This window comes from Nocardia sp. NPDC055053 (genome assembly GCF_053608285.1).
This window is the reverse complement of record NZ_JBSGVD010000026.1, coordinates 60,101-83,124: the sequence shown is the minus strand read 5'-3', so window position 1 is coordinate 83,124 and position 23,024 is coordinate 60,101. Positions and strand designations below refer to the sequence as shown.

At 68.9% G+C, this 23,024-nt stretch carries 22 protein-coding genes; 8 read left to right on the top strand and 14 right to left on the bottom strand.

Annotated elements, in window-relative coordinates; all coding sequences use genetic code 11:
- Nucleotides 1-261: 261 nt before the first annotated feature.
- Genes ACWF82_RS24445 through ACWF82_RS24435 form a run of 3 tightly spaced genes read left to right on the top strand, consistent with a single transcriptional unit; the run spans nt 262 to nt 2,604 of the window.
- Nucleotides 262-921 (top strand): hypothetical protein, encoded by a 660-nt coding sequence (locus ACWF82_RS24445; protein ID WP_452504672.1) that lies wholly within the window; start codon nt 262-264, stop codon nt 919-921.
- The gene (locus ACWF82_RS24440) at nt 918-1,706 is read left to right on the top strand and encodes a site-2 protease family protein (protein WP_452504670.1); all 789 of its coding nucleotides are present in this window, start codon (nt 918-920) and stop codon (nt 1,704-1,706) included. The genes ACWF82_RS24445 and ACWF82_RS24440 overlap by 4 nt, the downstream gene beginning before the upstream one ends.
- A gap of 43 nt (nt 1,707-1,749) precedes the next feature.
- On the top strand, nt 1,750-2,604 hold the full coding sequence (locus tag ACWF82_RS24435) for a glycosyltransferase family 2 protein (RefSeq protein WP_452504668.1): 855 nt from the start codon (nt 1,750-1,752) through the stop codon (nt 2,602-2,604).
- Nucleotides 2,605-2,608: 4 nt separating this feature from the next.
- On the opposite strand, the gene ACWF82_RS24430 is transcribed toward ACWF82_RS24435, so the two are convergent.
- The 3 genes from ACWF82_RS24430 to ACWF82_RS24420 form a co-directional block, all read right to left on the bottom strand.
- On the bottom strand, nt 2,609-3,775 hold the full coding sequence (locus tag ACWF82_RS24430) for an FUSC family protein (RefSeq protein WP_452504666.1): 1,167 nt from the start codon (nt 3,773-3,775) through the stop codon (nt 2,609-2,611).
- Between the two features lie 18 nt (nt 3,776-3,793).
- Nucleotides 3,794-4,228 carry a DUF3151 domain-containing protein gene (locus ACWF82_RS24425; protein ID WP_452504664.1) on the bottom strand — a complete coding sequence of 145 codons (435 nt, stop codon included), beginning with the start codon at nt 4,226-4,228 and terminating at the stop codon, nt 3,794-3,796.
- Between the two features lie 128 nt (nt 4,229-4,356).
- Nucleotides 4,357-4,563: a hypothetical protein gene (locus ACWF82_RS24420; RefSeq protein WP_452504662.1), complete on the bottom strand. Its 207-nt coding sequence runs from the start codon at nt 4,561-4,563 to the stop codon at nt 4,357-4,359.
- Nucleotides 4,564-5,875: 1,312 nt separating this feature from the next.
- Between ACWF82_RS24420 and ACWF82_RS24415 the strand changes: the two genes are divergently transcribed.
- Entirely contained in the window at nt 5,876-7,465 is a 1,590-nt protein-coding gene (locus tag ACWF82_RS24415) for an Rv0361 family membrane protein (protein ID WP_452504660.1), read from the top strand.
- Between the two features lie 98 nt (nt 7,466-7,563).
- Nucleotides 7,564-8,622 (top strand): fused (3R)-hydroxyacyl-ACP dehydratase subunits HadA/HadB, encoded by a 1,059-nt coding sequence (locus tag ACWF82_RS24410; RefSeq protein ID WP_452504658.1) that lies wholly within the window; start codon nt 7,564-7,566, stop codon nt 8,620-8,622.
- 89 nt (nt 8,623-8,711) lie between these two features.
- Here ACWF82_RS24410 and ACWF82_RS24405 read toward each other — a convergent pair whose 3' ends face one another.
- From ACWF82_RS24405 to fbaA, 3 genes are all read right to left on the bottom strand, one after another.
- Nucleotides 8,712-11,063, bottom strand: a complete 2,352-nt coding sequence (locus ACWF82_RS24405; RefSeq protein ID WP_452504656.1) for an arylsulfatase — start codon at nt 11,061-11,063, stop codon at nt 8,712-8,714.
- A 343-nt stretch (nt 11,064-11,406) separates the two neighbouring features.
- Nucleotides 11,407-12,525, bottom strand: a complete 1,119-nt coding sequence (locus tag ACWF82_RS24400; protein ID WP_452504654.1) for a BTAD domain-containing putative transcriptional regulator — start codon at nt 12,523-12,525, stop codon at nt 11,407-11,409.
- A 36-nt stretch (nt 12,526-12,561) separates the two neighbouring features.
- On the bottom strand, nt 12,562-13,599 hold the full coding sequence (gene fbaA / locus ACWF82_RS24395) for a class II fructose-bisphosphate aldolase (RefSeq protein WP_452504652.1): 1,038 nt from the start codon (nt 13,597-13,599) through the stop codon (nt 12,562-12,564).
- Between the two features lie 156 nt (nt 13,600-13,755).
- Here fbaA and ACWF82_RS24390 point away from each other — a divergent pair, with 156 nt between their 5' ends.
- Together ACWF82_RS24390 and ACWF82_RS24385 are read left to right on the top strand one after the other, a co-directional pair.
- Nucleotides 13,756-14,475 (top strand): DedA family protein, encoded by a 720-nt coding sequence (locus ACWF82_RS24390; RefSeq protein ID WP_452504650.1) that lies wholly within the window; start codon nt 13,756-13,758, stop codon nt 14,473-14,475.
- Between the two features lie 4 nt (nt 14,476-14,479).
- Nucleotides 14,480-15,169 carry a DedA family protein gene (locus tag ACWF82_RS24385; protein WP_452504648.1) on the top strand — a complete coding sequence of 230 codons (690 nt, stop codon included), beginning with the start codon at nt 14,480-14,482 and terminating at the stop codon, nt 15,167-15,169.
- A gap of 3 nt (nt 15,170-15,172) precedes the next feature.
- Here ACWF82_RS24385 and ACWF82_RS24380 read toward each other — a convergent pair whose 3' ends face one another.
- Nucleotides 15,173-16,261: a glycoside hydrolase family 76 protein gene (locus ACWF82_RS24380; protein ID WP_452504696.1), complete on the bottom strand. Its 1,089-nt coding sequence runs from the start codon at nt 16,259-16,261 to the stop codon at nt 15,173-15,175.
- A gap of 201 nt (nt 16,262-16,462) precedes the next feature.
- Nucleotides 16,463-17,146 (bottom strand): TrmH family RNA methyltransferase, encoded by a 684-nt coding sequence (locus ACWF82_RS24375; protein WP_452504646.1) that lies wholly within the window; start codon nt 17,144-17,146, stop codon nt 16,463-16,465.
- A 142-nt stretch (nt 17,147-17,288) separates the two neighbouring features.
- Here ACWF82_RS24375 and ACWF82_RS24370 point away from each other — a divergent pair, with 142 nt between their 5' ends.
- Nucleotides 17,289-17,735 (top strand): hypothetical protein, encoded by a 447-nt coding sequence (locus ACWF82_RS24370; RefSeq protein WP_452504644.1) that lies wholly within the window; start codon nt 17,289-17,291, stop codon nt 17,733-17,735.
- A 5-nt stretch (nt 17,736-17,740) separates the two neighbouring features.
- Here the strand turns inward: ACWF82_RS24370 and ACWF82_RS24365 are convergent, their stop codons facing one another.
- The 6 genes from ACWF82_RS24365 to ACWF82_RS24340 form a co-directional block, all read right to left on the bottom strand.
- Nucleotides 17,741-18,430: a lysoplasmalogenase gene (locus tag ACWF82_RS24365; protein ID WP_452504642.1), complete on the bottom strand. Its 690-nt coding sequence runs from the start codon at nt 18,428-18,430 to the stop codon at nt 17,741-17,743.
- Nucleotide 18,431: 1 nt separating this feature from the next.
- The gene (locus tag ACWF82_RS24360) at nt 18,432-19,490 is read right to left on the bottom strand and encodes a beta-ketoacyl-ACP synthase 3 (RefSeq protein ID WP_452504640.1); all 1,059 of its coding nucleotides are present in this window, start codon (nt 19,488-19,490) and stop codon (nt 18,432-18,434) included.
- 68 nt (nt 19,491-19,558) lie between these two features.
- Entirely contained in the window at nt 19,559-20,122 is a 564-nt protein-coding gene (gene pyrE, locus ACWF82_RS24355; RefSeq protein WP_378853601.1) for an orotate phosphoribosyltransferase, read from the bottom strand.
- Between the two features lie 76 nt (nt 20,123-20,198).
- A complete protein-coding gene (locus ACWF82_RS24350) occupies nt 20,199-20,957 on the bottom strand; it encodes an SDR family NAD(P)-dependent oxidoreductase (RefSeq protein ID WP_452504694.1) in 759 nt (252 codons plus the stop codon).
- A 44-nt stretch (nt 20,958-21,001) separates the two neighbouring features.
- Entirely contained in the window at nt 21,002-22,132 is a 1,131-nt protein-coding gene (locus tag ACWF82_RS24345) for a hypothetical protein (RefSeq protein ID WP_452504638.1), read from the bottom strand.
- A gap of 68 nt (nt 22,133-22,200) precedes the next feature.
- Nucleotides 22,201-22,983 carry a DUF5666 domain-containing protein gene (locus ACWF82_RS24340; protein WP_452504636.1) on the bottom strand — a complete coding sequence of 261 codons (783 nt, stop codon included), beginning with the start codon at nt 22,981-22,983 and terminating at the stop codon, nt 22,201-22,203.
- Nucleotides 22,984-23,024: the final 41 nt, after the last annotated feature.

Below are 23,024 nucleotides of genomic sequence, written 5' to 3'. Positions count from 1 at the left end.
GTCTCCTACAGATCGACAGCAGCACACTGTGTACTGCAGCTACCTGCCGTAGGACGCTGCGCGTCCAGTCACTGAGGCGGTGGCCGGAGACACAGTCTAGCCGACGCCTGATCAGGGACCATCGACGTGCCCTGCCCGAGCGTGCCGCCCCCCGGCCCTCACCGACGCCAGGATCGGATACGGTTACTTGCCGGCAGGGGGTTTTGCCGTGTGCTTGTGGGCGACGCACCGTCGGCCGTACCGAGGAGGGTGTACCGCAGTTTGAGTACCCACGTTCTCCGATGTGGTGACATACCGGTCCCGATCGCGCTCGCCTCGCTGCCGACCACCCAGACCGGCCCGCTCCCCGATGTCGCCGTCATCGACGAATTGCTGCCCGTGCTGGCCGCCGACAGCCTGCCGCGCTTGATCGTGCTCGGCTCCGACGCGGGCCTCGCCTCCGTGCTCACCCATCTGATGCGCACCGAACGACTGCACGTCGAGGTGGGTTTCGTTCCGGTCGAGACGACCTACGCCTCGCGGGTGTATCAGACCGCCACCGGCAACGCCGCCGCGAAGATCGCGATCGACGGCCGCGCGATCGAGACCCCGCTGATCCGCGACGACACCGGCACCGTGCTGGTCGGCCGGGCCAGTATCACCGGCATCGACGGCGCCGCCCTGGAGGGCGAGGCCTACGTCGACGACACCCTGCTGTTCAGCGGCACCGTGGCGACGATGCTGATCTCACCGACCATGACGATGCCAGGGGTCCGCGCGCGCGTGCGCAAGGGTTTCCGCAAGCGCACCTGGGTGTCCGGGCGCGCCGCGCAGCTCGGCACGCCGGGCGCGATCGTCACCCGGGACGGCATCACCACCGAGCGCAAGGTGCCGCGCTCGACCTTCTACCGATTCGAACAACCCTGGCTCTTGGTGCGATGACCTATTCCTTCACCCCGGGCAGGCGGGCCGACCACAGTGCCATCCGTCCCAGCCCGGTCTTCCTGCTCATCGTCTTGATCACCGTGGCCGGTGGCGCGCTGGCCTGGGATGCCGACATCCAGTCGGTGCGGGCGAAATTCGGCGTGTTCGTCCTCGTGGTGTTCGGCTGGATCATCAGCCTGTGCCTGCACGAATTCGCGCACGCCTATGTCGCGTGGCGGGCGGGCGATCACGAAGTGGAAGTGCGGGGATACCTCACCCTGAATCCGCTCAAGTACAGCCATCCGGTGCTGTCGATCGGCCTGCCGCTGGTGTTCATAGCCCTTGGCGGTATCGGTCTGCCCGGTGGCGCGGTGTATGTGGACATCACCCGGTTCCGGTCGAGTGTGCAGCGGTTGGTGAGCGCTGTCGGTCCGGCGTCCAACGCGCTGTGCGCGGTGGTGCTGCTCGTGATCGTGCGGGTGTTCGGGTCGGTCCAGGAGCACGCGGCGTTCTGGGTCGGGCTCAGTTTTCTGGCGTTCCTGCAGATCACGGCGTTTCTGCTGAACATTCTTCCGGTGCCGGGCCTGGACGGGTACGGCATCATCGAGCCGTCGCTGAGTTACGAGACCCGCAGGGCGCTCGACCAGTTCAAGCCGTACGGCATGCTGATCCTCTTCGCTGTCATCTTTTTCACGCCGCTGAGTCAGGTTTTCTTCAACGGTGTTTACGCTTTGTTCGAGCTTTCCGGGGTACCAGAGGGTTGGGCCGCCTACGGCAGCCACATGACTCGTTTCTGGCGTTGATAGCCTGTCGCGGGTCAGCCACGACTCTGGAACGGAAACGCGTATGGGCCCCACTGAATCGCCCGTAGTCCTGTCCGTCGTCATCCCGACGCTGGACGAAGCTTCCTGCATCACCGCCTGCCTGGAACGCCTAGTCGGCCAGGACACCGTCGACGAGATCGTCGTCGTCGACAACGGCAGCACCGACGGCACCCGCGAGATAGTCGCCGAACTAGCCCTCCACCATCCCAAGATCGAATTGCTAGAGGAGCCGGATCCCGGCGTCGCGCACGCGCGCAATACCGGCTTCGACAAGTCCCGCGGCGACTACATCGGCCGCATCGACGCCGACACCCTCGTCGCGCCCGACTGGGGCGCCACCGTGCGGGCGCACCTCGACGCGCATCCGGACACCATGGCGGTGACCGGCATCAGCACCTACCACGATTCCCCGATCGGCTTCTTCCTCGCGGCCGTCATCGGTGGGCAGGAGCGCCTCGGCCTGATCAAGCACCAGCCCGTCGGCAACGTCCACGGCGCGAACATGGCGATCCGGCGCAGCGCCTGGCAACAGGTGCAAGACGCCACCACCACCCGGCGCGACCTGCACGAAGACCTCGACCTGGCGCTGTGCCTGACCAAGGCGAAGCTGCGCATCGACCAGCTGCCACAGCTGCGGGCCGAGATCTCCGCGCGCCGCCGCAAGACCCCGCCGAGCGTCTGGTGGAAGTACCAGCTGCGCGGCCTGCAGACCATCGCCAATCAGGGCTACACCGTGGTGCCCTTCCACCGCGCCGTGATCACCGGCGCCTGGCTGATGCACACCTCGCAGTGGCCGATCTACCGGGTGTGGGACTTCGACCGCAAGCGGTTCTCGCTGCGGCCGGGCCGCCCCCGGGTCTCCCCGGTCGGCGACTGAACCCTCATTCCTCCGGCGTCACATACGGATTGGGCACGGTGGGCGGGAGCAGCGCCATCGCCGAGATGCGCTGCATCCCGCACACCACCATCAGATCCACCACGATCGACCTGATCTGCGCGAACACCACATGCGCCGAAAGGCCGGCCCCGGCAACCAGTTCCGGGCGGGCGTTCTTGGCGACACTGCGCAGTGCGCGGGTGGCCTCGGCCTGATCCGGCTGCTCGCCGGGGTCGGCCAGCATCATCTTGCGGACCACGTCGGTGGCGTTGCCCAGCTGGTTGACCAGGTCGATCAGGCGCGGGTCGAGCACCTCGTCGTCGCGGACCAGGGTGAGTGAACGGCGCAGCAGCACACGGGTATTGCGGACGGCGTTGTCGAGCGGGTCTGCCGCCGAATGGATGCGGGCGAGCCGCTTGCGGGAGTTCCAGTACAGCGGCGAGATCCGGATGACCTCACGGCCGCCCGCCAGCGCCGAACGCAGCGCATCGATCTGGCTCTGGGTGGCGCGCACCGCCGACAGCGCGTCGTGCACCTTGGCCGAGTCCTGCTCGAGCAGGCCGTCGGCGCAGGTGATCATGGATTTGCTCATCACCGACAGCACGTCGGCGGCGTGTTCACGGGCCCGGCGCACCGGGTGCAAGGGGATCAGCCCGACCATCAGCACGCCGACGAGGCCGCCGACCAGCGCGTCGATCATGCGGCTCGGTCCCGCCCCGGCGGCCTGAGTCAGCGTGGAGACCAGCACCGCCGAGCCGGCCGCCTGGATCGAGATGATCGAACCACCGTCCAGGAACACCGCGCACGCCATCGCTAACGCGACGACCAGCCCCACCTGCCAGACACCGGTACCGACCTGTGCGATGAACAGGTCACCGATGCCGATACCGACGGCGACGCCGACCACCAGCTCCACCGACCGGCGGATGCGGGCGCCGAAGGAGATGCCGATGGAGACGACCGCCGCCGTCGGCGCGAAGAACGGTTCGGGATGGCCGAGAACGTTGTGCGCGATGAACCAGGCCAGCGCCGCACCGAGCGAGCACTGGATGATCGGGATCGCCGACAGCCGCAGCCGCACCGAGGACGCCTTGAAGCGATCGACAGTGCTGGTTTTGGCGGCCGCTACGACCGGGGATGCCGCGGCGACGACGGAGTGGGAATCGCTCACCTACGACTCGGCCACGACTCAGTCCAGGCCGAGTTCGGCGGCCGCGCGCGGATCGCAGTCTTCGAGCAGATCGAGGCAGCGGGCGTACTCTTCGGTCTCGCCGATCGTCTTCGCGGCCCTGGCCAGCGCGCCGACGCTGCGCAGGAAGCCCTGGTTCGGCTCGTGGTTCCACGGGACGGGGCCGAACCCCTTCCAGCCGTTGCGGCGCAACAGGTCGAGGCCGCGGTGGTAGCCGGTGCGAGCGAACGCGTACGCGGCGACGGTGTCGTGATTGACCTCGCCGCCCGCGCGCTCCAGCGAGTTCTCGGCGAGCTGGGCCCAGGCGATGGACGCGGCCGGGTGGTCGGCGGCGACCTTGACCGGGTCGGTGCCCGCCGCGATGGCGTCTTCGGCGTCGATCAATTCGGGAAGGAGGACCGGCTGCGGTCCGAGCAGGTCACCGAAGGAGGTCATGGGTTCATTGTGCACCGAGCCGCCGGACGACGTCGCCCGGCCCGCCGCGGGGCGATCGGCGGACTCCCCCGCGCGGCGCGCATTAGGCTGACCCAGGAGTGGCAACGTTCGAGCCTGAGCGAGGGGTACTAGGTGTCCGACCCGACCGACGAGAACAACCCGGCAGCCGAGCCTGCCGACCCCGGCGCGACCGGGCCGAGCGCCCAGCGTGGCGCCGATTCGTCGAGCCCCGCGCCGCCGACCGGCGCGCCCAAGTCGACCCCCGAAGCGGTCACCGAACCGGGCAGGGCGACCGTCACCCCGCCTGCCGGGGGGACCGCGGAGACGGTTGTCATCCGGCGCGGTGAGTCACCGGGGGCCGCGGGTGGGGCGGCTTCCGCCGGTGGCCCGAGCTCGGCCGGCGGGCAGGGTTCGAATGGCGGCTCGGGTTCCGCTGCCGGGCAGCGTCCGGCTGGTGGGCAGAGTTCAGCCGGTGGGCCGGCGCAGGCCCCCGCATCTGGTGGACAACAGCCTTCGAACCCCGCACGGCCCATGGGCGCACCCGGCGGTCCGCGGCCCCAGGGCGGCCCCGGCGCGCCGCAGCAGGCGGGTCACCCCGGCAACGCACCCCAGCACCCTTCGGCACCACCCCGCCGCGCCCAGCCCGTCGGTCGATCGGGGAATGCCGCGGGTGGACAACAAGCTTCGCGACCGGGCAGCGCTCCCGGCCCACAGCCCACTGGCCGCCCCGGGACGCCGCAGACTGGTTCACGCCCAGGGAGCGGCCCCGACGCGCCGTACGGCAACTCGCCTGGCGGACAGCCGTCGGGTCAGGGCAACGTGCCTGGTGGGCGGCAGCCCCTCGGACCCGGTGGGCCACGTCCCCAGGGTGGGCCCGGTGGCACACAGCCGGGTGGACACCCCGGCAATGTGCCGGGCGGACAACGGCCTTCGGGTGTCGGCAACGCCGGCGGGCCGCAGCCTCAGGGCGGGCCAGGCGCGGGCAATGCGCCCGGTGGACAGCAGCGTTCGGGTGGCGGCAACGCACCTGGCGGGCCGCGGCCTCAGAGCGGTCCGGGCGAGGGCAATGTGCCCGGTGGACAGCAGCATTCGGGTGGTGGCAATGTCCCCAGCGGGCCGCGGCCCCAGGGCGGCCCCGGCACGAGTGCAGGCAATGTGCCTGGTGGACAACAGCGTTCGGGTAGCGGCAACGCTCCCGGCGGACCGCAGGGCGCCGGGCAGCCGGCGGCGCGGCCGGTCGATAGGCCGGAAGGTGCGCCACGAGTTGGCGGACCGGGAGTCGGCTCCGCTGCCGCGGGATCGCAGGACGTTGGTCGGCAAGGGTCCGATGCGGGTCGGGTCGGCGACCAGGCGCGTGGCGCGCAGAACCCCGCGCAAGACCAGGGCTCGGATGCCGCCGCCTCGCCGTTGGCTGGACTGTCGCAGGGTCTGCCCGGTGGGGTCCGTTCCGAGCAGGCGAGTTCGGAGAGCGCGGGCCGTCAAGGCGATCGCGCGGTCGATCTCGCGAGCCCCGATGCGCCGACCACCGCGATGCCCATCCCTGGCCGGAAAGCATCTGCAGCTCAGGATGATTCGTCGAACGACGTTACCGCGAAGATTTCGAGCGCTCAGTCGAAAGCCGCGCAAGCGGACATCCCGACGGCCGGCATGAGCCAGGTCGACCGTCCGTCGACGTCGGCCGCGAAGTCCGGCAAGGCATCCGCCGCCGCAGGTGCGGCAGCGGGTGCGGCGCTCGCCGGTGCTGCCACAACAGGCGCGGCACCTGACGACACCTCGGCCGACGACACGGCCGCTGCCGTGGATCGTCCGGCTTCGAACGAAGGCCACGCAGACCGCGCCACCGCCGCATCAGCGGATGCCTCCGCTTCGGCAACGGGTGACACGGCGGACAAGGCCAGCGCGGCAGAGACGCGCGGCTCGGGCGAGGCTGACGGCGGCGGGGATGCGGATGCGGACGCACCCACGGTCTCCGGAGCTGTTGTCGGCAAGGGTGGTTCGCGGGCCGCTGACGCGGAGGCGACCGAGAAGTTCCAGACCGGAACGCCGGGGCGTGCAGCAGGCGACAAGCCGGGTGCCGACCGCACCGGGCCGGGCAGCAAGCCGGGCGCGGGCCAGGCCGGACCGGGCGCAGGACGTGCGGTGCCGGGTGGCAAGCCCGGCGTGCGGCCGGGTGCTGCTGCGGCAGCGGCGGCAGCTGCTGGGGCGACGGCAGCTGCTGCCGGGGCGGGCTCGTTGGTGAAGAAGGGTGGGAGCGAGGTTCCCCCGTCCGAGGATCAGACCGTGGCGATGCGGATGGTCGATCCGGCGGATGCGCCGACGACGGCCATGCCGATCCAGCGGCCGACGGATCGGGTGGTGCCGCCCGCCGGTGGCAGGCCGATGACGCCGCCGCCGAATACGCCGCGTGGGCCCGCGGGGCCGCGGCAGGCGGGGCATCAGGGCCCGGGTGGACCGCATGGGCCCGGGGTCGAGGAGACACAGCCGTCGCCGCCGCGTGGGCCGAGTGTTCCGCCGAAGCCGGCGTCGGCTCCCTCGCCCGCCGACATCCAGCCGACGCGCCCCGCGCAGCAGCTGGCCGAGGGCAAGCGCCAGGTCGCGCCGCCGGACGGCCCGCGGCCGGGCCAGCAGCAGCCGGGTCAGCAGGACGGACCGGGCCGAGGCCAGCAGGCACCGGGCGGCCCGCAGCAGGGTCAGCAGCCGTCGACCGGGTGGGCCGGTCAGCAGGACGGACCGCGGCCGGTCCCACCGCCGCAGCGGTTCGACGCGCCACCGGTCGCGGTGGCCGAGGACCCGAAGGCCGCCGAGCGCTCGAAGCGCTGGCTGCTTTCCGTGGCCGGTGCCGCCGTGCTGGTGATCGCCTTGATCGCGACCGTGGTGGCATTGATGTCCGGCGACAACTCGCCCGAGGGGCAGGTCCGTACGGCGATCGGCGCCTACGCCGACGCACTGCGCAGCGGCGACCTGGATGACCTGCGGTCGAGCACGTGCGGCCAGCTGCACGAGTTCTACCAGGGCATCACCGCCGAGCAGTTCACCGGCGTGCATCAGCTCTCGACGGAACGCGGTTCCATTCCGGTGGTCGACAGCGTGGATGCGGTGCGCATCACCGGCGACACCGCGCTTGCCGAGGCGACGGTGTACACCTCCGCCGACCCGTCGAAGCGGACCGCTCGCACGTTCGACCTGCAGCGCACCGACGGCAGCTGGAAGGTGTGCGACCCCGCGGGCACCCCGTAACCCGGCCTCGACCCGTCGTAGCGGGCATTCCTGCCTGCTATGACGGGTCACACATAACTGGTCATCCGGTTGGATCCTCGACTAACATTTTCCGGATCATGAGCAAGGTACAGACAGTGTCGCAGCCGGACATCGAAGCTGTGGTCCCGGACGCGTCGCTGGTCGGCCAGCGCTTCGGGTTCCGCGATCACTACGAGGTCGGCCGCGAGAAGATCCGGGAATTCGCCAGGGCCGTGCAGAATCTGCACCCCGCCCATCACCAGGAAGTCGACGCGCGCAAGCTCGGCTACGAGGGCATCGTCGCGCCGCCGACCTTCGCCTCGGTGATCGGGATGAGCGCCACCAGGGCGCTGCTCGACAGCGTGCTCACCGAGTACGACCTGTCGCAGGTCCTGCAGACCGACCAGGTCTTCGAGATCTACCGGCCGATGCTGGCGGGCGACCGGATCAGCACCGAGATCGACATCGAGTCCATCCGCCAGTTCGGCGACAACGACTTCATCAACGTCGGCTTCAAGCTGATCAATCAGGACGGCGAGACAGCCGTGCAGGGCACGACCACCATCGTCGCCCGGCGTGGTGTCGAGGTCGACCCCGGCATCGTCGACGCCGTCGAGAACATCAGCATGCACCCGCGCCCGGCCACCATCGCCGGTGTCGACACCGGCGACACGCTGATCCGCCGCACCGGCCCCGCACCGGCGGCCGCGACGCGCGAGTTCGCCCCGGTCAACACCACCCCCGAGTTCGACTCCCTGGTCAAGGGCGGCGAGCTGCCCGCGGGCATCGCCAGGGTGACCCGCGGCGACCTGGCCAACTACGCCGGCGTCTCCGGCGACCCGAACCCGATCCACTTCAGCGACCGCGCCGCCGAACTGGCAGGCCTGCCGACCGTCGTCGCACACGGCCTGCTGACCATGGGCCTGGCCGCCCAATACCTGACCGACTGGCTCGGCGACCCCACCGCGATCGAGAAGCTGGCCGTCCGCTTCTCCGGTTTCGTCCCTGTCCCCCCGGCCGAAGCGGGCGTCATCGAGTTCTCCGGCAAGATCAAGTCGATCGACCCGGAACGCCGCGCCGCCACGATCCTGCTGAGCGGAATCTCCGAGGGCCGCAAGCTCTTCGGCCGCGCGGTCTGCGAAGTCCGCCTTACATAGCCGCCTCCCCGCGAATTCTGTCGCGGTCGTCCGTCGGTGAGGTGTGCGGCGACGGTTCGCCGGGGCTGGGGTTGTTCAGCGCACGGCGACTACTGCCGGGCCATGGCCACGCGCATTTCGCTCGCGGCATCGGTGATCGATGTGCCGGAGATGTCGATGGTCACGCTGTGCAAGGTGCCGGTGAATCGGAACGGCGCGCGGTACTCGGACGTCACCACCGATCCGGGGTTGGCGCCGCAGCGCAGACCGCCCGGGTTGAAGACGATCGGTGTGGTGAATGGGAAATCGGCCTGGCCGACAAGGCGGTCGTCGAGGTACAACAACGCACGGCCGGGAGCGCCCTTACCTTGCGCGAAGTCGGGGAGTTCGGTGGGCTGGAATTCGAAGCCGAGCCGGTGGCGCCCGGCCGGAATCGCTTCCTCGGAGGACACGGTGAACCAGGACCGGCGCACATAGTTGTGCACGTAGTGCAGTCGGCCGTGCTGCAGGTAGAACGACCAACCGCCGGTATAGGCGCCCTCGCACAGCAGCACGCCCTCCGCCCCGTCGGTGGGGATGGTCACCTCGGCGATGATGCTGTGCGGCCGATTGAACAGTCGGGGTGCGACCGCTATCGGCAGCGACTGGGTGCCGGGCCGGAGGGTGTATCGGGTGCGGTTCTCGGTGAGTTGAGGTCGCCCGTCCAACAGCCGGGCCATCCCTCTGCCGTCGATGGGAAGGACCTGGTACTTGCCTGCCTCGGCGTACCACAGCCGGATCAGCTCGCCGAGCTTGTCCGGGTGCTGGGCGGCCACATTGTGGTTCTCGGCGAAGTCCTCGGCCACGTGGTACAGCTCCCAGTGTCCGGCATCCAGGTCCGCGAGGTCCTCGGCCGTGATCGGAGTGCCGAATGGTCGCTCGGACTCGGCGAACGACGGCCCCGGCCACGGGCATACCGCTCGCCAGCCGTCGTGATCGATCGCGCGGTTGCCGAGCATCTCGAAGTACTGGGTGTGGCGGCGGGTCGGCGCGGTGGGATCATCGAGGGTGTGGGCGAAGCTGACGCCGTGCAGCGGGGTTTGTGCCACACCATTTATCGATTCCGGCGGCTCGAGGTCGAGCAGGTCGAGCACGGTGGGCATGATGTCGATCAGATGCGCGTACTGGGTGCGCACCTCGCCGCGCGCCGCGATGCCGCGCGGCCAGTGGATAAGGAACGGGTCGCTTGTACCGCCGCGGTAGGTCTCACGCTTCCACCGCCGGAATGGGGTATTACCGGCCCAGGTCCAGCCCCACGGATAGTGGTTGAAGGTGGCGGGGCCGCCGAGGTCGTCGATGTCCCTGAGGCTTTCCTCGAGTGTTTCCTGCGCGTTGTTGAAGAACTGCAGTTCGTTGGTCGTGCCGGTGACACCGCCCTCGGCGCTGGCGCCATTGTCGGAAACCACGACGACGATGGTGTTGTCGAATTCGCCGGTCTCCTTCAGGAAGTCCAGCACGCGGCCGATGTGGTGGTCGGTGTGGGTCAGGAACCCGGCGTACACCTCCATCATCCGGGCTGCCAGTCGGCGCGCGTCGGGACTCAGCGAGTTCCACTCCGGCACGTCGGGATCCCGTTCGGACAGCTCGGCATCGGCGGGGATGACGCCCAATTGCTTCTGCCGGTCGAACACCATTTCCCGATAGGCCTCCCAGCCCTCGTCGAATCGGCCCTGGTAGCGGTCGGCCCACTCCCTGGGCACGTGGTGCGGAGCATGTGCGGCGGCAGGACAGAAGTAGAGGAAGAACGGCTTGTCCGGTGCGGCCTGTTTGGCGTCGGCGACGAACTGGATTGCCCTGTCCGCCAGGTCTTCGCTCAGGTGGTAGCCCTCTTCGGGGGTGCGTTCCGGCTCGACCTGGTGATTGTCGTGGACCAGATCCGGGTACCACTGACTGGTGTCGCCGCCGAGGAAGCCGTAGAAGCGTTCGAAGCCACGTCCCAGCGGCCAGCGGTTGTAGGGGCCTGCGGCCGATTCTTGGTCGGCGGGTGTCAGGTGCCACTTGCCGACCGCGTACGTGTTGTAACCGCGCGCCAGCAGCATCTCCGAGAGAAAACCATTGGAGAACGGGATGTTCCCGTCGTATCCGGGATAGCCGGTGGTGAACTCGGTGACCGTGGCCATCCCGTTGGCATGATGATTACGTCCGGTGATGATGCACGAGCGCGACGGTGAGCACAGCGCGGTGGTGTGCATGTTGCGGTAGAGCAGGCCACCGTCAGCCAGCGCATCGAGGTTGGGGGTGGCGATCGGGCTGCCGTAACACCCGAATTGTCCGTAGCCGACGTCGTCGAACACGATCACCAGCACGTTCGGTGAGTTCGGGTTGGCACGGACCGGCCTCGGCCAGGCGGGACTGGACTGGTCGATGGTGGGTCCGGCCGTTCCCGTAAAGGTGGTGCCGGGGGTGTACTCGTTCAATGCCATTCATCGCTCCTCTGTTTGGCGATGGAGAAAACGCTGTATGGGTTCTTTGCTCAGTTCCCGCCGACCGGGGCCACGCTCTCGGGGTCGGCAAGCTCATCGGACCGTTCGAGGGAGCCGCTCGTCGACTCTCCGAGGGACGCCATGACCATGGCGAGGACGAACATGAGGGCAGCTATGAAGTAGAAGACCGCGGAGATTCCCCAGTGATCCAGAATCGCTGTGATGGCGAACGCGCCTAGGATGTTACCGATCCGGGCCGCGGCGATGGCCCAGCCCGAGCCGATCGATCGGAAGCGGGTCGGGAAAATACGTCCGCGTGAGCCCGCGCTGAGCTCAACCGGGCCTACGAAACGGCGATGAACGTCAGCACGGTTGCCCCGACCCGGATGACATCACCGTCGGCCAGCAGCGCGCCGCTGTCGATCGGCACCTCGTTCACGTAGACGCCGTTGGCCGAGTGCAGGTCCTTGATCAGCAGTCCGGCGCGGCTCGGCATGATGTGCGCGTGGTAACGGCTGGCTTTCGGGTCGTCGAGCACCAGCTCGTTGTCCGTCATCCGCCCGATCCTGATGCCGCCGTGCGGAATCGGGATGGTGCGGCCGTCGGCGAAGCGCAGGTTGCCGTTGCGGATCGAGCGCGGCACCTCGGTGACCGTCTCGGTCATCGCGGCGGCGAGCTGCTCGGATCGCCTGGCCTCCACCACATTCAGCGGTTCCTGCCGCAGCACCCGCTGTTCCAGCTCGATCAGCGCGGCGCCGGGATCGATGCCGAGTTCCTCGGCCAGCACGCTGCGCACCCGCCTGCATGCCTCGAGCGCGTCGGCCTGCCTGCCGGACAGGTACAGCGCGGTGATCAGCTGACCCCACAGCGGCTCGCGCAGCGGGTGCTCGTTGGTCATCGAGACCAGCTCGCCGATCACCGAAGACGCGCGCCCACAGGCGATTTCGGCGTCGACACGGGCGGAGACGGCGAGCAGCCGCTCCTCGTCCATCGCGGTCGCGAAACCGTCGGCGAACTGCAGTCCGGCCAGATCCGACAGTGCCCGCCCGGTCCACTCGCGCAGTGCCGCGCCGAAGAGATTGGCCGCGCCGGGGTGGTCGCCCACGTCGAGGCAGCGCGAACCCGCCTCGCGGGCGTTCTCGAACCGGCCGAGATCGCAGGCGGTGTCCGGGATTTCGAGCCGGTAGCCCGCGCCCTCGGTCCGCAGGACCTGCGCGGAGTCGATACCGGCGTTGCGCAGCGCCTTGCGGATGTTGGAGACGAACACCTGCAGGCTGGCGGCATAGGAGTCCGGCGGATCCTCGTTCCACACCATCTCGGCCAGCACGGCAGAAGACACCGCGCGCCGCCGGTTGACGGTGAGCGCGGCAAGCAGAGCGCGCGGCTTGGGCCCGCCGACCGCCACCGGCTCACCGCCGACCAGCAGTCGAACGGGCCCGAGCACACGGACATCAAGACTCATGAGCTCGGGCCCCGTTTGATTGTTGCGAAAAACCGATCAGGAACCCGAGACCGAACGACCGGCCGACTTCAGGTCGTTGCAGGCCTCGACGACGCGATCGGCCATCGAGGTCTCGGCCTTCTTCAGGTAGCTGCGCGGGTCGTAGACCTTCTTGTTGCCGACCTCACCGTCGATCTTCAGCACACCGTCGTAGTTGGCGAACATGTGACCGGCGACCGGGCGGGTGAAGGCGTACTGGGTGTCGGTGTCGACGTTCATCTTCACGACGCCGAACCGCAGCGAGTCCTCGATCTCGGACTTCAGCGAGCCCGAACCACCGTGGAAGACGAAGTCGAACGGCTGCGCGTCGGCCGAAAGGCCGAGCTTGGCTGCCGCGACGCGCTGGCCCTCGGCCAGCACCTCGGGCTTGAGCACCACGTTGCCCGGCTTGTACACACCGTGCACGTTGCCGAAGGTGGCGGCCAGCAGGTACTTGCCGTTCTCGCCGCCGCCGAGCGCGTCGATGGTCTTCTCGAAGTCCTCGGGCGAGGTGTAGAGCTTGTCGTTGATCTCCGCCTCGACACCGTCCTCTTCACCGCCGACGACGCCGATCTCGACCTCGAGGATGATGTTGGCGGCCTTCGAGAGCTTGAGCAGCTCCTTGGCGATCTCGAGGTTCTCGTCGATCGGGATGGCCGAGCCGTCCCACATGTGCGACTGGAACAGCGGGTTCAGGCCTGCGTTGACGCGGTCCTGCGAGATCGCGAGCAGCGGACGCACGTAGGTGTCCAGCTTGTCCTTGGGGCAGTGGTCGGTGTGCAGCGCGATGGTCACGTCGTACTTGGCGGCGACAACGTGCGCGAACTCGGCCAGCGCCACCGCACCGGTGACCATGTCCTTCACGCCGAGACCGGAGCCGAACTCGGCGCCACCGGTGGAGAACTGGATGATGCCGTCGCTGCCCGCGTCCGCGAAGCCCTTGATCGCGGCGTTGATCGTCTCCGACGAGGTGCAGTTGATAGCCGGGAATGCGAACGAGTGCGCCTTGGCCCGGCCGAGCATCTCGGCGTAGACCTCCGGAGTCGCGATAGGCACAGCAGTGACCTCCGTCTGTGGGGGAGCGAAAAACCAATTCTGTCAGGCCACACCCTAAGTTAGGAAGTGATCGCGGGGTTCACCGGCTTGTTCCCCGCGCATCTGCGAACACCGCAGGACACTCATGTCACAGATCGGACCGGTACTGTGGGGGCCGTGACTTTGCTGGCGGTATCCGATGCGGTGACGAACAACCTTGCGTTGACCCAGTTGCTGGACCCGTTGTATCTGCTCCAGGAGACCTGGCTGAAGAACGCGGTTCTACCCGCCATCCTGGCCATCGTCTTCATCGAGACCGGCCTGCTCTTCCCGTTGCTGCCCGGTGACTCGCTGCTGTTCACCGGCGGCATGCTGGCCGCGCAGGGCAGCCCGAACATCTGGGTGCTCGTTCCGCTGGTCATCATCACCGCCTTCGCGGGCGATCAGTGCGCGTACTGGATCGGCCGCAAGATCGGGCCGGCGATCTTCCGCAAGGAGGACAGCCGCTTCTTCAAGAAGCAGTACATCGTGGAGACGCACGAGTTCTTCGAGAAGCACGGCCCCAAGACGATCATCCTGGCCAGGTTCGTGCCGATCGTGCGCACGTTCATGCCGGTGCTGGCTGGTGTGTCGAAGATGAGCTACCGCAAGTACGTGGCGTTCGACATCGTCGGCGCCGTGCTCTGGGGCGGCGGTGTCACGATCATCGGCTACTTCCTCGGCAATGTGCCGTTCATTCGCGAGCATGTGGAAGCGATCTTCCTGCTGATCGTGTTCGTCTCGATCCTGCCCGCGATCATCACGGTCGGTAAGAAGGTCCTCGCCCGTCGCGGCGCCGCGCCCACCGAGGCCGCGCCCGCCAGCGAGCTGGCCGCTTCGGCGAACGAGGCGCACTGATCACGTGACCGCAGTACCGTCGATTCACGCTCTGGGCAGCTTCGATCCGCTGATCTCGGCAGGCCCCGCCGTGGTCTGGACGGTGGTGCTGGTCTTCGTCTTCCTGGAGTGCGCGTTCATCATCGGGCTGTTCCTGCCCGGAGACTCCATGCTCATCACCGCCGGCATCGTGATGGCCTCGCACGCCAACGGCGAGGCCCAGGTGTGGGCGTTGTCAGTGGGCACCATGCTGGCCGCGATCGCGGGCAATCAGGTGGGGTATGTCGTCGGCCAGCGGACCGGGCATCACCTGGTCGCGCGCAAGAACGGCCGCTATATCAACACCAGGAATCTGGCGAAGGTCACCGCGCTGCTGGAGAAACACGGGTTCTTCGCCGTGCTGGTCGCGCGCTGGATTCCGTGGGTGCGCACGCTGTGCCCGATGGTGGCGGGCGCGGCCAAGATGGATCACCGCCGCTACACCATCGCCAGCACCCTCGGCGCGATCATCTGGGCGCCGGTACTGCTGCTGATCGGCTATTACGCGGGCGAGTTCCTCGAGCAGGTGCCCTGGCTGATGCCCGCCGTGATCGGCATCATGATCGTCGGCCTTGTCATCGGCACGATCCTCGGTCTACGGCACTACCGCCAGGAGATGGCCAAGCCGATCGAGGACTTCGATCTGGATCGGGCGGCTGCCGACGCCGACCACTGAGGGTCACAACCCCGCGGCGGTCACCTGGTAGGCGGCTTCCATCAGCATCCAGCCGGACAGCTGCACCGACAGGTCGCGTTCCGGCACGGCGGAGGCGGTCACCGAACCGCCCGCGGTGAATTTGCCCGCACCCGCCGTGCCGCCGGGTAAGCGGGCGGGCTTGCTCCAGTCGTGCCCGAACAGCGGCTCGCCCTCCACCTCGAGGCGGTTCGCCCAGGCCGCGGTGGCGGAGGCCTTCACGATGGCCGCCGCGACGCGCCGATCACCCTCCTGCCGCTTGCCTTCGCCGGGCAGCATCAACGCGACGACCGCCAGGTAGCGGGCGAGGATGCCGTTGAACAGGCCGCCGTCCCCACCGCCTCCGCCGGAGATCACCAGCCGGGTGGTCATGTTCTCCTCGACCGCGGCGAGCAGCCTGCTGACCCGCTCGGCGTGCCGGTCGTCGTCGGTCTGCACGGCCAGTTCGGTCTCCAGGCCGAGCACGACGCCCTGGCAGTAGCTGAACACCGGGCGCTCGATCTCGCCCGACGGCAGGTGGATGCCGTCGAGGATCAGACCGGATTCGGGGTCGCGCAGGGTGGCGTCGAGCCAGTCGGCCATCTCCTGCGCGCGTTCGACCCGGCCCAGGCGCAGCAGCGCGATGCCCGCCGGACCGTTGGCAGGCGCGTTGAAGAAGTCGGAGCGGACCCGCCACGGGATGCCGCCACCGGTCTCGGGAGCCCAGGCGCCGTAGAGCTGCTGCTCGAGCGCGACCAGGCCGCGGCGGGCCTCGGTCAGGTCCTGGGTGCGCTCGGCGCGTTCCAGCGCGATCGCGAGCCAGGCCATGTCGTCGTAGTAGCGGTTGGTCCAGCCCGTGAGATTGCGGATGCGGATGGCGCGGGCGATGGCGCCGATGCGCCTGCGCCGCGCGGGGGTCGGCACGCGGTTGGCGGCGTCGACCGCGATGTCGAGCAGGTGCGCCTGCCACCAGTAGTGCCAACCGGCGAACGCGCGCTCGCGCCGGGTCGCAGGCCAGCCGACGACACCCAATTCCGTTCCGGGACAACCCCACAGCATGCGCAGGTGCCGCGAGACGATCGCCGACTCGGCCATGTCGGCACGCTCGGACCACAGCGCCGGAGTCGGCACGGATCCGGCGCGATCAGTGGGCTGTGGGCGCCGGCCGCTGCGCGAGGTCATGGGACCATGGTGCCAGTTGCCGCCCGGTTTTCGCGCCCGTTCTGTTACCGATTCGAAGCTGATTCGATCACAACCAGGCCGATGCACACATCAGGACGGTCAGGAACCAACCGGTCACCAGGCCAACGAGAGGTCGGCGTGCTGGCGGATCCAGGCGTGCATGGCGATTCCGGCGGCGACACCGGCATTGATGCTACGGGTCGAACCGAACTGCGCGATCGAAACTGTCAGCGCCGCAGCATCTTTCGCGTCCTCGCTGACACCGGGGCCTTCCTGGCCGAACAGCAGCAGGCACTCGCGCGGCAGCTGGGCGGTCTCCAGTGGGACCGCGCCGGGCACATTGTCGACCGCGACAACGGTCAGCCCCTCGCGAGCGGCGAACTCGCGCAGTTCGGCCAGGTCGGCGTGGTGCATCAGGTGCTGGTAGCGGTCGGTGACCATGGCGCCGCGCCGGTTCCAGCGCCGTTTGCCGACGATGTGCACGGCGGCCGCAACGAAGGCGTTGGCGGTGCGGACGACGGTGCCGATATTGGCGTCGTGGCCGAAGTTCTCGATGGCCACGTGGAAGGGGAAGCGGCGGGCGTCGATGTCGGCGACGATCGCCTCGCGGGTCCAGTACCGGTACGCGTCGACGACATTGCGCCGGTCGCCCTCGGCCAGCAACTGCGGGTCGTAGCGGTCGTCGGTGGGGGCCGGGGTGCCGTATTCCTGCTCCCACGGTCCGAGTCCGTACGGATGCTCGCCCCATTCGGTCGGACCCGCGACCTCGACCTCGGGCGATGGCACTGACTCGTTCACCCCGAGAATGCTAGGTGGGGCCCGGTCCGGCCGACGACCCGGCCGGGGCTGGGTACATGCGCGAATCGTGATCGCGAGGCCGCCGACGACCCGAACACGCGACCTATCCTGGAACCGTAGGGCTCACGGGTGGTTTGTCGGTATGGAGCACACGCGCATTGTTCAGGCGCTGACCTGCGTCGTCGCGATGTATCTCGTCGCGCTCGCGGTGTGGCTCGGCTGGCTCGCGCCGCACACACCGCCGGGGACGATGCCCTATCAGGTCTTCATCATGGTCGGGCTGTTCGGCGCCGCCGCGGGCATCGCGATGGCGATCGCCTCGATGCCGACCAAAGCCGACCGGCGGCTGCGCAAACACGGCCTGGAGGGCTGGGCGCACATCAACGGCGTGCGGCCGCTGACCCGCACCGACCATTCCAGCGAACTCACCGAACTCGATGTCGAACTGACGGTGCCGGGATCCGACAGCTACCACGGCAAGATCGTGGTCGACGTGATGCCGGTGGACAAGCCGCGCATGGCCATCGGGCAAACCATCCCGATCCGCGTCGACCCGACCGACCGAGACCGCATCATCCTCGTGTTGTAGCTGGGTCAGTCCGCTTTCTCGGTAGGCGGGGCCGTGAGGAGATATTGCGCGGCCGCGTAGGTCGCCAGGATGACGCCCTCACTGATCCGGCGGGTGCGGTCGTCGTTGGCGAAGAGGCGGCGGAGCACGATCAGGCCGTCCGAGACCGTGAACAGCAGCGCGCCGAGGCCGAATCGGCTCCTCGGGTCACTGTTCGGAATGTTCAGTCCCGCAATGTTCTTCGCGCCGGGAGCCAGCGCGGGGTCCGATGCCAGGGTCGCCGCGGTGCCGAGGGTGGCGCCGTAGGCGGTGAGCGGGATCGCCAGGACCGGGGCCTTCGCGCGCAGCAGACCCGCCGCACCGGCCCATGCCACCAGCCGGGGTGCGGCGATCGCGGCGCGGGGCCGGGCGCCGCGGCGCCACCACAGCAGCGAGTAGCCGGTCTGCATGATCGCGAACGAGGACGCGCCCGCGATCAGGCGCTTGTCGTCGTCGGGATCGATGAGCAGCACGTCACCGACGGTGGCCGCGGCCAGCGAGCCGAGCAGGATCCGGCGCTCGGCCGGATCGAGCTCGACGCCGCTGGTGACGGTGTCGGCCGCCAGCAGCGGCATCAGCAGCGGCTTGGTCAGCCATTGGAGCCGGTCGCGGCCGGTGACGGCACCGAAGACGGTGACCGCCGCCGCCGCGAGATAGCCGGCGCGCAGCGGTCGCACGTCAGAAGCTCGCTTCCTGCGGCGCGGGCGGCAGGGTGACGACCTGGCCCGCGTAACTCAGCCCGGCGCCGAAGCCGAGCAGCAGCGCCAGCTGACCGCCCTTCGCCTTGCCGGTGACCAGCATCTCCTCCATCGCCAGCGGAATCGAGGCGGCCGAGGTGTTGCCGGTGTTCTCGATGTCGTTGGCCATCGGGATGTTCTCGGCCAGGCCGAGGTTCTTCTTCATCAGCTCGTTGATCCGCGCGTTGGCCTGGTGCGGGATGAACACCTCGATGTCCTCCTTGGCCACACCGGAGGCGTCCAGCGCCGCCGACAGCGCGCGCGGCAGCGTCACCGCGGCCCAGCGGAAGACCTTCGGACCCTCCATCCGCAGCGCCATCTGGCCGACCAGCTCGACCTCGGGGTCGGTGCCCTGCATCTGCTGGGCCCGCGTCTGGAACGCCAGGAAATCGATGTTCTGGGCGATGGCCTCGGCGTTCTCGCCGTCGCTGCCCCACACCGTCGGGGAGATGCCGTTCTCCTCGGCCGGACCGACGACGACAGCGCCGGCGCCGTCACCGAAGATCATGGCGGTGCCACGGTCGGACTTGTCCAGGCCGACGGTCATCGTCTCCGCGCCGATCACCAGCACGTAGTCGACCGAACCGGCCCGGATCAGGTCCGCGGCGACACCGAGGCCGTAGCCGAACCCACCACAGCCGGAGGTGAGGTCGAAGGCGGCGACACCGTTGAGGCCGAGATCAGAGGCCACCGACGGGGCACCGTGCGGGGTGAGCTTGAGCCAGCTCGAGGTGCACAGGATGACCGCGCCGATCTTCGTGCGCTCGATCGGGGTGTTCCGCAGCGCGCGGTCACCAGCGGCAACGGCGATCGACCGGATCGTCTCGTCGCCGCTGATCCAGCGGCGGTTGTGGATCCCCGTGCGGTCGAAGATCCACTCCGGCGTGGAGTCGAGTTGTTCGCACACCTCGGCATTGCTCACGATGCGCTGCGGTCGGTACGCACCGATCCCGAGCATCGCAACGTTGTCACGACTCTTGTTTACTGCAATGCTCACCACAGGTGACTCACACGTCCTTCAGACTTTCCGGACGACCACATCGTCATCCAGGGTTTTCGTTGTTCAGGCTAACTCAGAGCAAGGTCATCGAGACCGAGGATGGATCGATACTCCAGCCCCTCGGCGGCGATGACCTGGTCAGCACCGGTTTCCCGGTCGACAACGGTAGCGACGCCGACCACGATCGCGCCCGCGTCACGCAGCGCGCGCACCGCGGTGAGCGGCGAATTGCCGGTGGTGGTCGTGTCCTCGACGACCAGCACGCGCTTGCCGACGATGTCGGGGCCCTCGATCTGGCGCTGCATGCCGTGCGCCTTGGCCGCCTTGCGCACCACGAACGCGTCGATCGGGCGGCCCGCCGCGTGCATCACGGCCATCGCGACCGGATCGGCGCCCATGGTGAGCCCGCCGACGGCGTCGAAGTCCCAGTCGGCGACCAGCTCGCGCAGCAGCGAACCGATCAGCGGGCCTGCCTGGTGGTGCAGCGTCGCGCGGCGCAGGTCGACGTAGTAGTCGGCCTCCTTACCCGAGGACAGCGTCACCTTGCCGTGCACGACCGCGAGCTCGCGCACGAGCGCGGCCAGCTGGTCGCGATCTGCCTCGGTGAGCGCCTGACGTGCCTGGTCGATCATCGTTTGCGTGTCCTTTCGGTCATGATCCGGGCCTATGGTTACGCTACGCGCCGCGTCCGGGCCCGACGCTCATGCCCTAGGTCCGTCCGCGCGCGTTGAAGAGTCCGCGATTCATGCGGGCCACCAGGGTCCGTGGGACGAAGCCCGCCACCGCGGTGAGCACCTTGTACTGCACGCCCGGCACGCTGATCACCCGGCCCGCGTCCAGGTCGTGCAGACACCCGTCGACGACCTGGTCGACATCGAGCCATAGCCGCTTGGGCAGCGAACCCATCTCGATGCCCGCCCGCTCGTGGAACTCGGTGTGCACGAACCCGGGGCACAGCGCCTGGATGCGGACACCGGTGCCAGCCAATCCACCCGCCAACCCCTCCGAGAAGGATACGACGTAGGCCTTGGACGCCGAATAGGTCGACCCCCGTCCGGGGATCAGCCCGGCCACGCTCGCCACATTCACGATCGACCCGGTGGCCGCGGCGATCATCGCGGGCAACGCGGCCCTGGTCAGCTGCAGCACCGAGGTGACGTTGACATCGAGCTGAGCCTGCAGTTCGGCGGGCTCCAGGGTCCAGAACTCCCCCGAATGCGCGAAACCCGCGTTGTTGACCAGGAATTCGAGCCCCTTGGCCGCCCGATCGGCGACGCGGGCGCGGTCGTCGTCATCGGCCAGGTCGGCGACGAGCACCTCGGTGGAGGTGGCGTAGCGGCGGCCGAGCTCGTCGGCGAGCGCGCGCAGACGTTCCTCGTTCCTGGCGACGAGCACCAGGTCGTAGCCGAGCGAGGCGAGACGGTGGGCGAAGCCCTGCCCGATCCCGGACGTCGGACCGGTGATCATGGCGACGGGACGATGCGAGCCGGGCAGGCGAAGCGGGCTGTCGGTCACTTCGGTACGGGCCCCTGGTACGGACGGAAACCGGGGTGGAACGGTCCGCCGGGCTGGCCGGAGTCGGCGTCCTCGTCACGCGATGCGGGCGCTTCGGCGCGCGGACGCGGTTCCGGGACGACAGCCAGCGACGGTCGCTTCGGCGGCTCACCGAGCGGGCGGCGGCCCGGAGCTGGCTGGTCTTCGAAGTCGGGATCGTCGAGGTCGGGGTCGTAGTCGTCGCCGGCGTAGGGCTGCGGTCGGCCCGCCGGTGCGCGGCGGCCGAACTCGAAGTCGTCCGGTTCGGGGGCTTGGGCGGCCGGACCACGGCTGCCGTACGGCTTGTCGCCGGGACCGTAGCGGTCGTCGTCGGGTCCAGGGAAACGGGCGCGGCCCGGCTCGTCGTGCTCACCGGCGGCGGGACGCCCGAATTCGGCGGGCGCGCGGTCGTCGTCGAGATCGTCGTCGTGCTCGGCGCGGGAGCCTGCGCCCAGCGGCTGATCGGCATTGCTGCGCGGGCGGGTGTATTCGCTCGGCTCGACGACCGGCGGCAGCACATGCAGCAGGCCGGACAGGCGAAGCACCGCGTCGATCGCGGTCTCCCAGTCCTTGGATCCGCTGCCGACGGGCAGCATGCCGAGGGTCCAGTTGCCCTCGCTCCACAGCATCTGCACGGTGTCCGAGAGCGACTCGATGAAGCCGACCATCCGCTGATCGACCGCGTGCCTTGCGATCTCGGGATCGGTCGCGAACACGACCCGGTCGCCGATCGCGCCGAGCAGTTCCAGATCGTGGTCCTTCGGCGGCGACGCGGTCTTGAGCCGCATGTCGACGTCGATCTCGGAGCCGATCTGGCGACGCACCGCCACCAGGGTCGCCGCGTCTTCCAGGTCGAAGAGCACGAACTTCTCGCCCTTGCGAATGCCGGAGACCACGTCGACCGCGGAGAGATAGCCGAGCTTGGCCAGCGCGCCACGACGCCACGTCGCGGCGAGCGCGGGCTCGACCGAGACGTAGGTATAGCCCTGGGACTTCGCCCAGACCTGGCGCGCGTGCCCGGTCCGCTGTCGCTGGACCCGATCGAAATAGAGCAGTACGACCGCACCAACGAGTGCGATCGCCGCCAACCCGAACCACATAGCCGTCATCGTCGCCTAGCCTATCCAGCCGTCGCCGTGATTGCCCGGCAGTGCCGGGCTTTCGACGCGCGGGTCGCTCATCGGGGGCCGCTTGGTAACGCCGTACTGATGATGATCTTGGCGTGGATCGACCCGTCTGGGTTCTTGTCGCCCTGCACCATAACCATGTCGCCGACGGGCAGCTCGCTCGCCTTCGTGCTGGTCAGCGAGATCACCTGGGTGGCATCGTCGATCAGTACCCGGACCGTCGACCCGCCGAGGGTGCTCATGGTGATCTCGGTGCCGGTGTTGGCGGTGATGCTGCCCATCGTCGCGCCGAGATCGTCGCCACCGCCGAGACCGGGCAGCCCGGGCAGGCCGCTCGTTGTCGGCGGCACGACCGGAGTCGTCTGTCTGCCGGTCGGCGGCACCAGGAATTGAGTGGTTGTCGGCGCCGCCGCCGTGGTGTCGTCGGACTCGCCGCCGCTGACGACCAGACCGGCCAGCACGCCGCCGATCGCGATCAACGCGAGGACGCCGAGGCCGAGCGCGATCCACAATCCGGTGTTCCGCCTGGGCGGTTCGCCCTGGTCACCATCCTGCGGGCGGGGCGGGTAACCCGGCGGCGGTGCGCCCGGATAACCCTGGTCGTAGCCGGGGGGCGGTTGGTGCGGTGGTGGTTGCGCCGCGGGATAACCACTTTCGTAGGCACCCCATTGCGCGTCGTGCGGCGGCAACGCCTGCGTCGGGTTCGACGGCTGCCCCCACTCGTCGAACCCGCCACCGCCGTACGACTTGGTCGAATCCATGCCCGGCGAACCCAGCCGTTCGGTCGGCGAATCCTCCGGGCGTTGCCCCCACGGATCGTTCGGGTTCGTCATGAGCTCCAGCGTAGGACAGCGCGGTGCGTTGGGAGGTCCCT

Bases quoted from the DNA above. Each gene is read 5' to 3' on its own strand.
- ACWF82_RS24410 (WP_452504658.1), top strand. From the start codon at position 7,564: ATGAGCAAGGTACAGACAGTGTCGCAGCCGGACATCGAAGCTGTGGTC.
- ACWF82_RS24350 (WP_452504694.1), bottom strand. From the start codon at position 20,957: ATGATCACCGGTCCGACGTCCGGGATCGGGCAGGGCTTCGCCCACCGT.
- ACWF82_RS24370 (WP_452504644.1), top strand. From the start codon at position 17,289: ATGGAGCACACGCGCATTGTTCAGGCGCTGACCTGCGTCGTCGCGATG.
- ACWF82_RS24440 (WP_452504670.1), top strand. From the start codon at position 918: ATGACCTATTCCTTCACCCCGGGCAGGCGGGCCGACCACAGTGCCATC.
- ACWF82_RS24400 (WP_452504654.1), bottom strand. From the start codon at position 12,525: ATGAGTCTTGATGTCCGTGTGCTCGGGCCCGTTCGACTGCTGGTCGGC.
- ACWF82_RS24380 (WP_452504696.1), bottom strand. From the start codon at position 16,261: ATGGCCGAGTCGGCGATCGTCTCGCGGCACCTGCGCATGCTGTGGGGT.
- ACWF82_RS24415 (WP_452504660.1), top strand. From the start codon at position 5,876: ATGAGCCAGGTCGACCGTCCGTCGACGTCGGCCGCGAAGTCCGGCAAG.
- ACWF82_RS24345 (WP_452504638.1), bottom strand. From the start codon at position 22,132: ATGACGGCTATGTGGTTCGGGTTGGCGGCGATCGCACTCGTTGGTGCG.
- ACWF82_RS24340 (WP_452504636.1), bottom strand. From the start codon at position 22,983: ATGACGAACCCGAACGATCCGTGGGGGCAACGCCCGGAGGATTCGCCG.
- pyrE (WP_378853601.1), bottom strand. From the start codon at position 20,122: ATGATCGACCAGGCACGTCAGGCGCTCACCGAGGCAGATCGCGACCAG.
- ACWF82_RS24425 (WP_452504664.1), bottom strand. From the start codon at position 4,228: ATGACCTCCTTCGGTGACCTGCTCGGACCGCAGCCGGTCCTCCTTCCC.
- ACWF82_RS24420 (WP_452504662.1), bottom strand. From the start codon at position 4,563: ATGACAACCGTCTCCGCGGTCCCCCCGGCAGGCGGGGTGACGGTCGCC.
- ACWF82_RS24405 (WP_452504656.1), bottom strand. From the start codon at position 11,063: ATGGCATTGAACGAGTACACCCCCGGCACCACCTTTACGGGAACGGCC.
- ACWF82_RS24435 (WP_452504668.1), top strand. From the start codon at position 1,750: ATGGGCCCCACTGAATCGCCCGTAGTCCTGTCCGTCGTCATCCCGACG.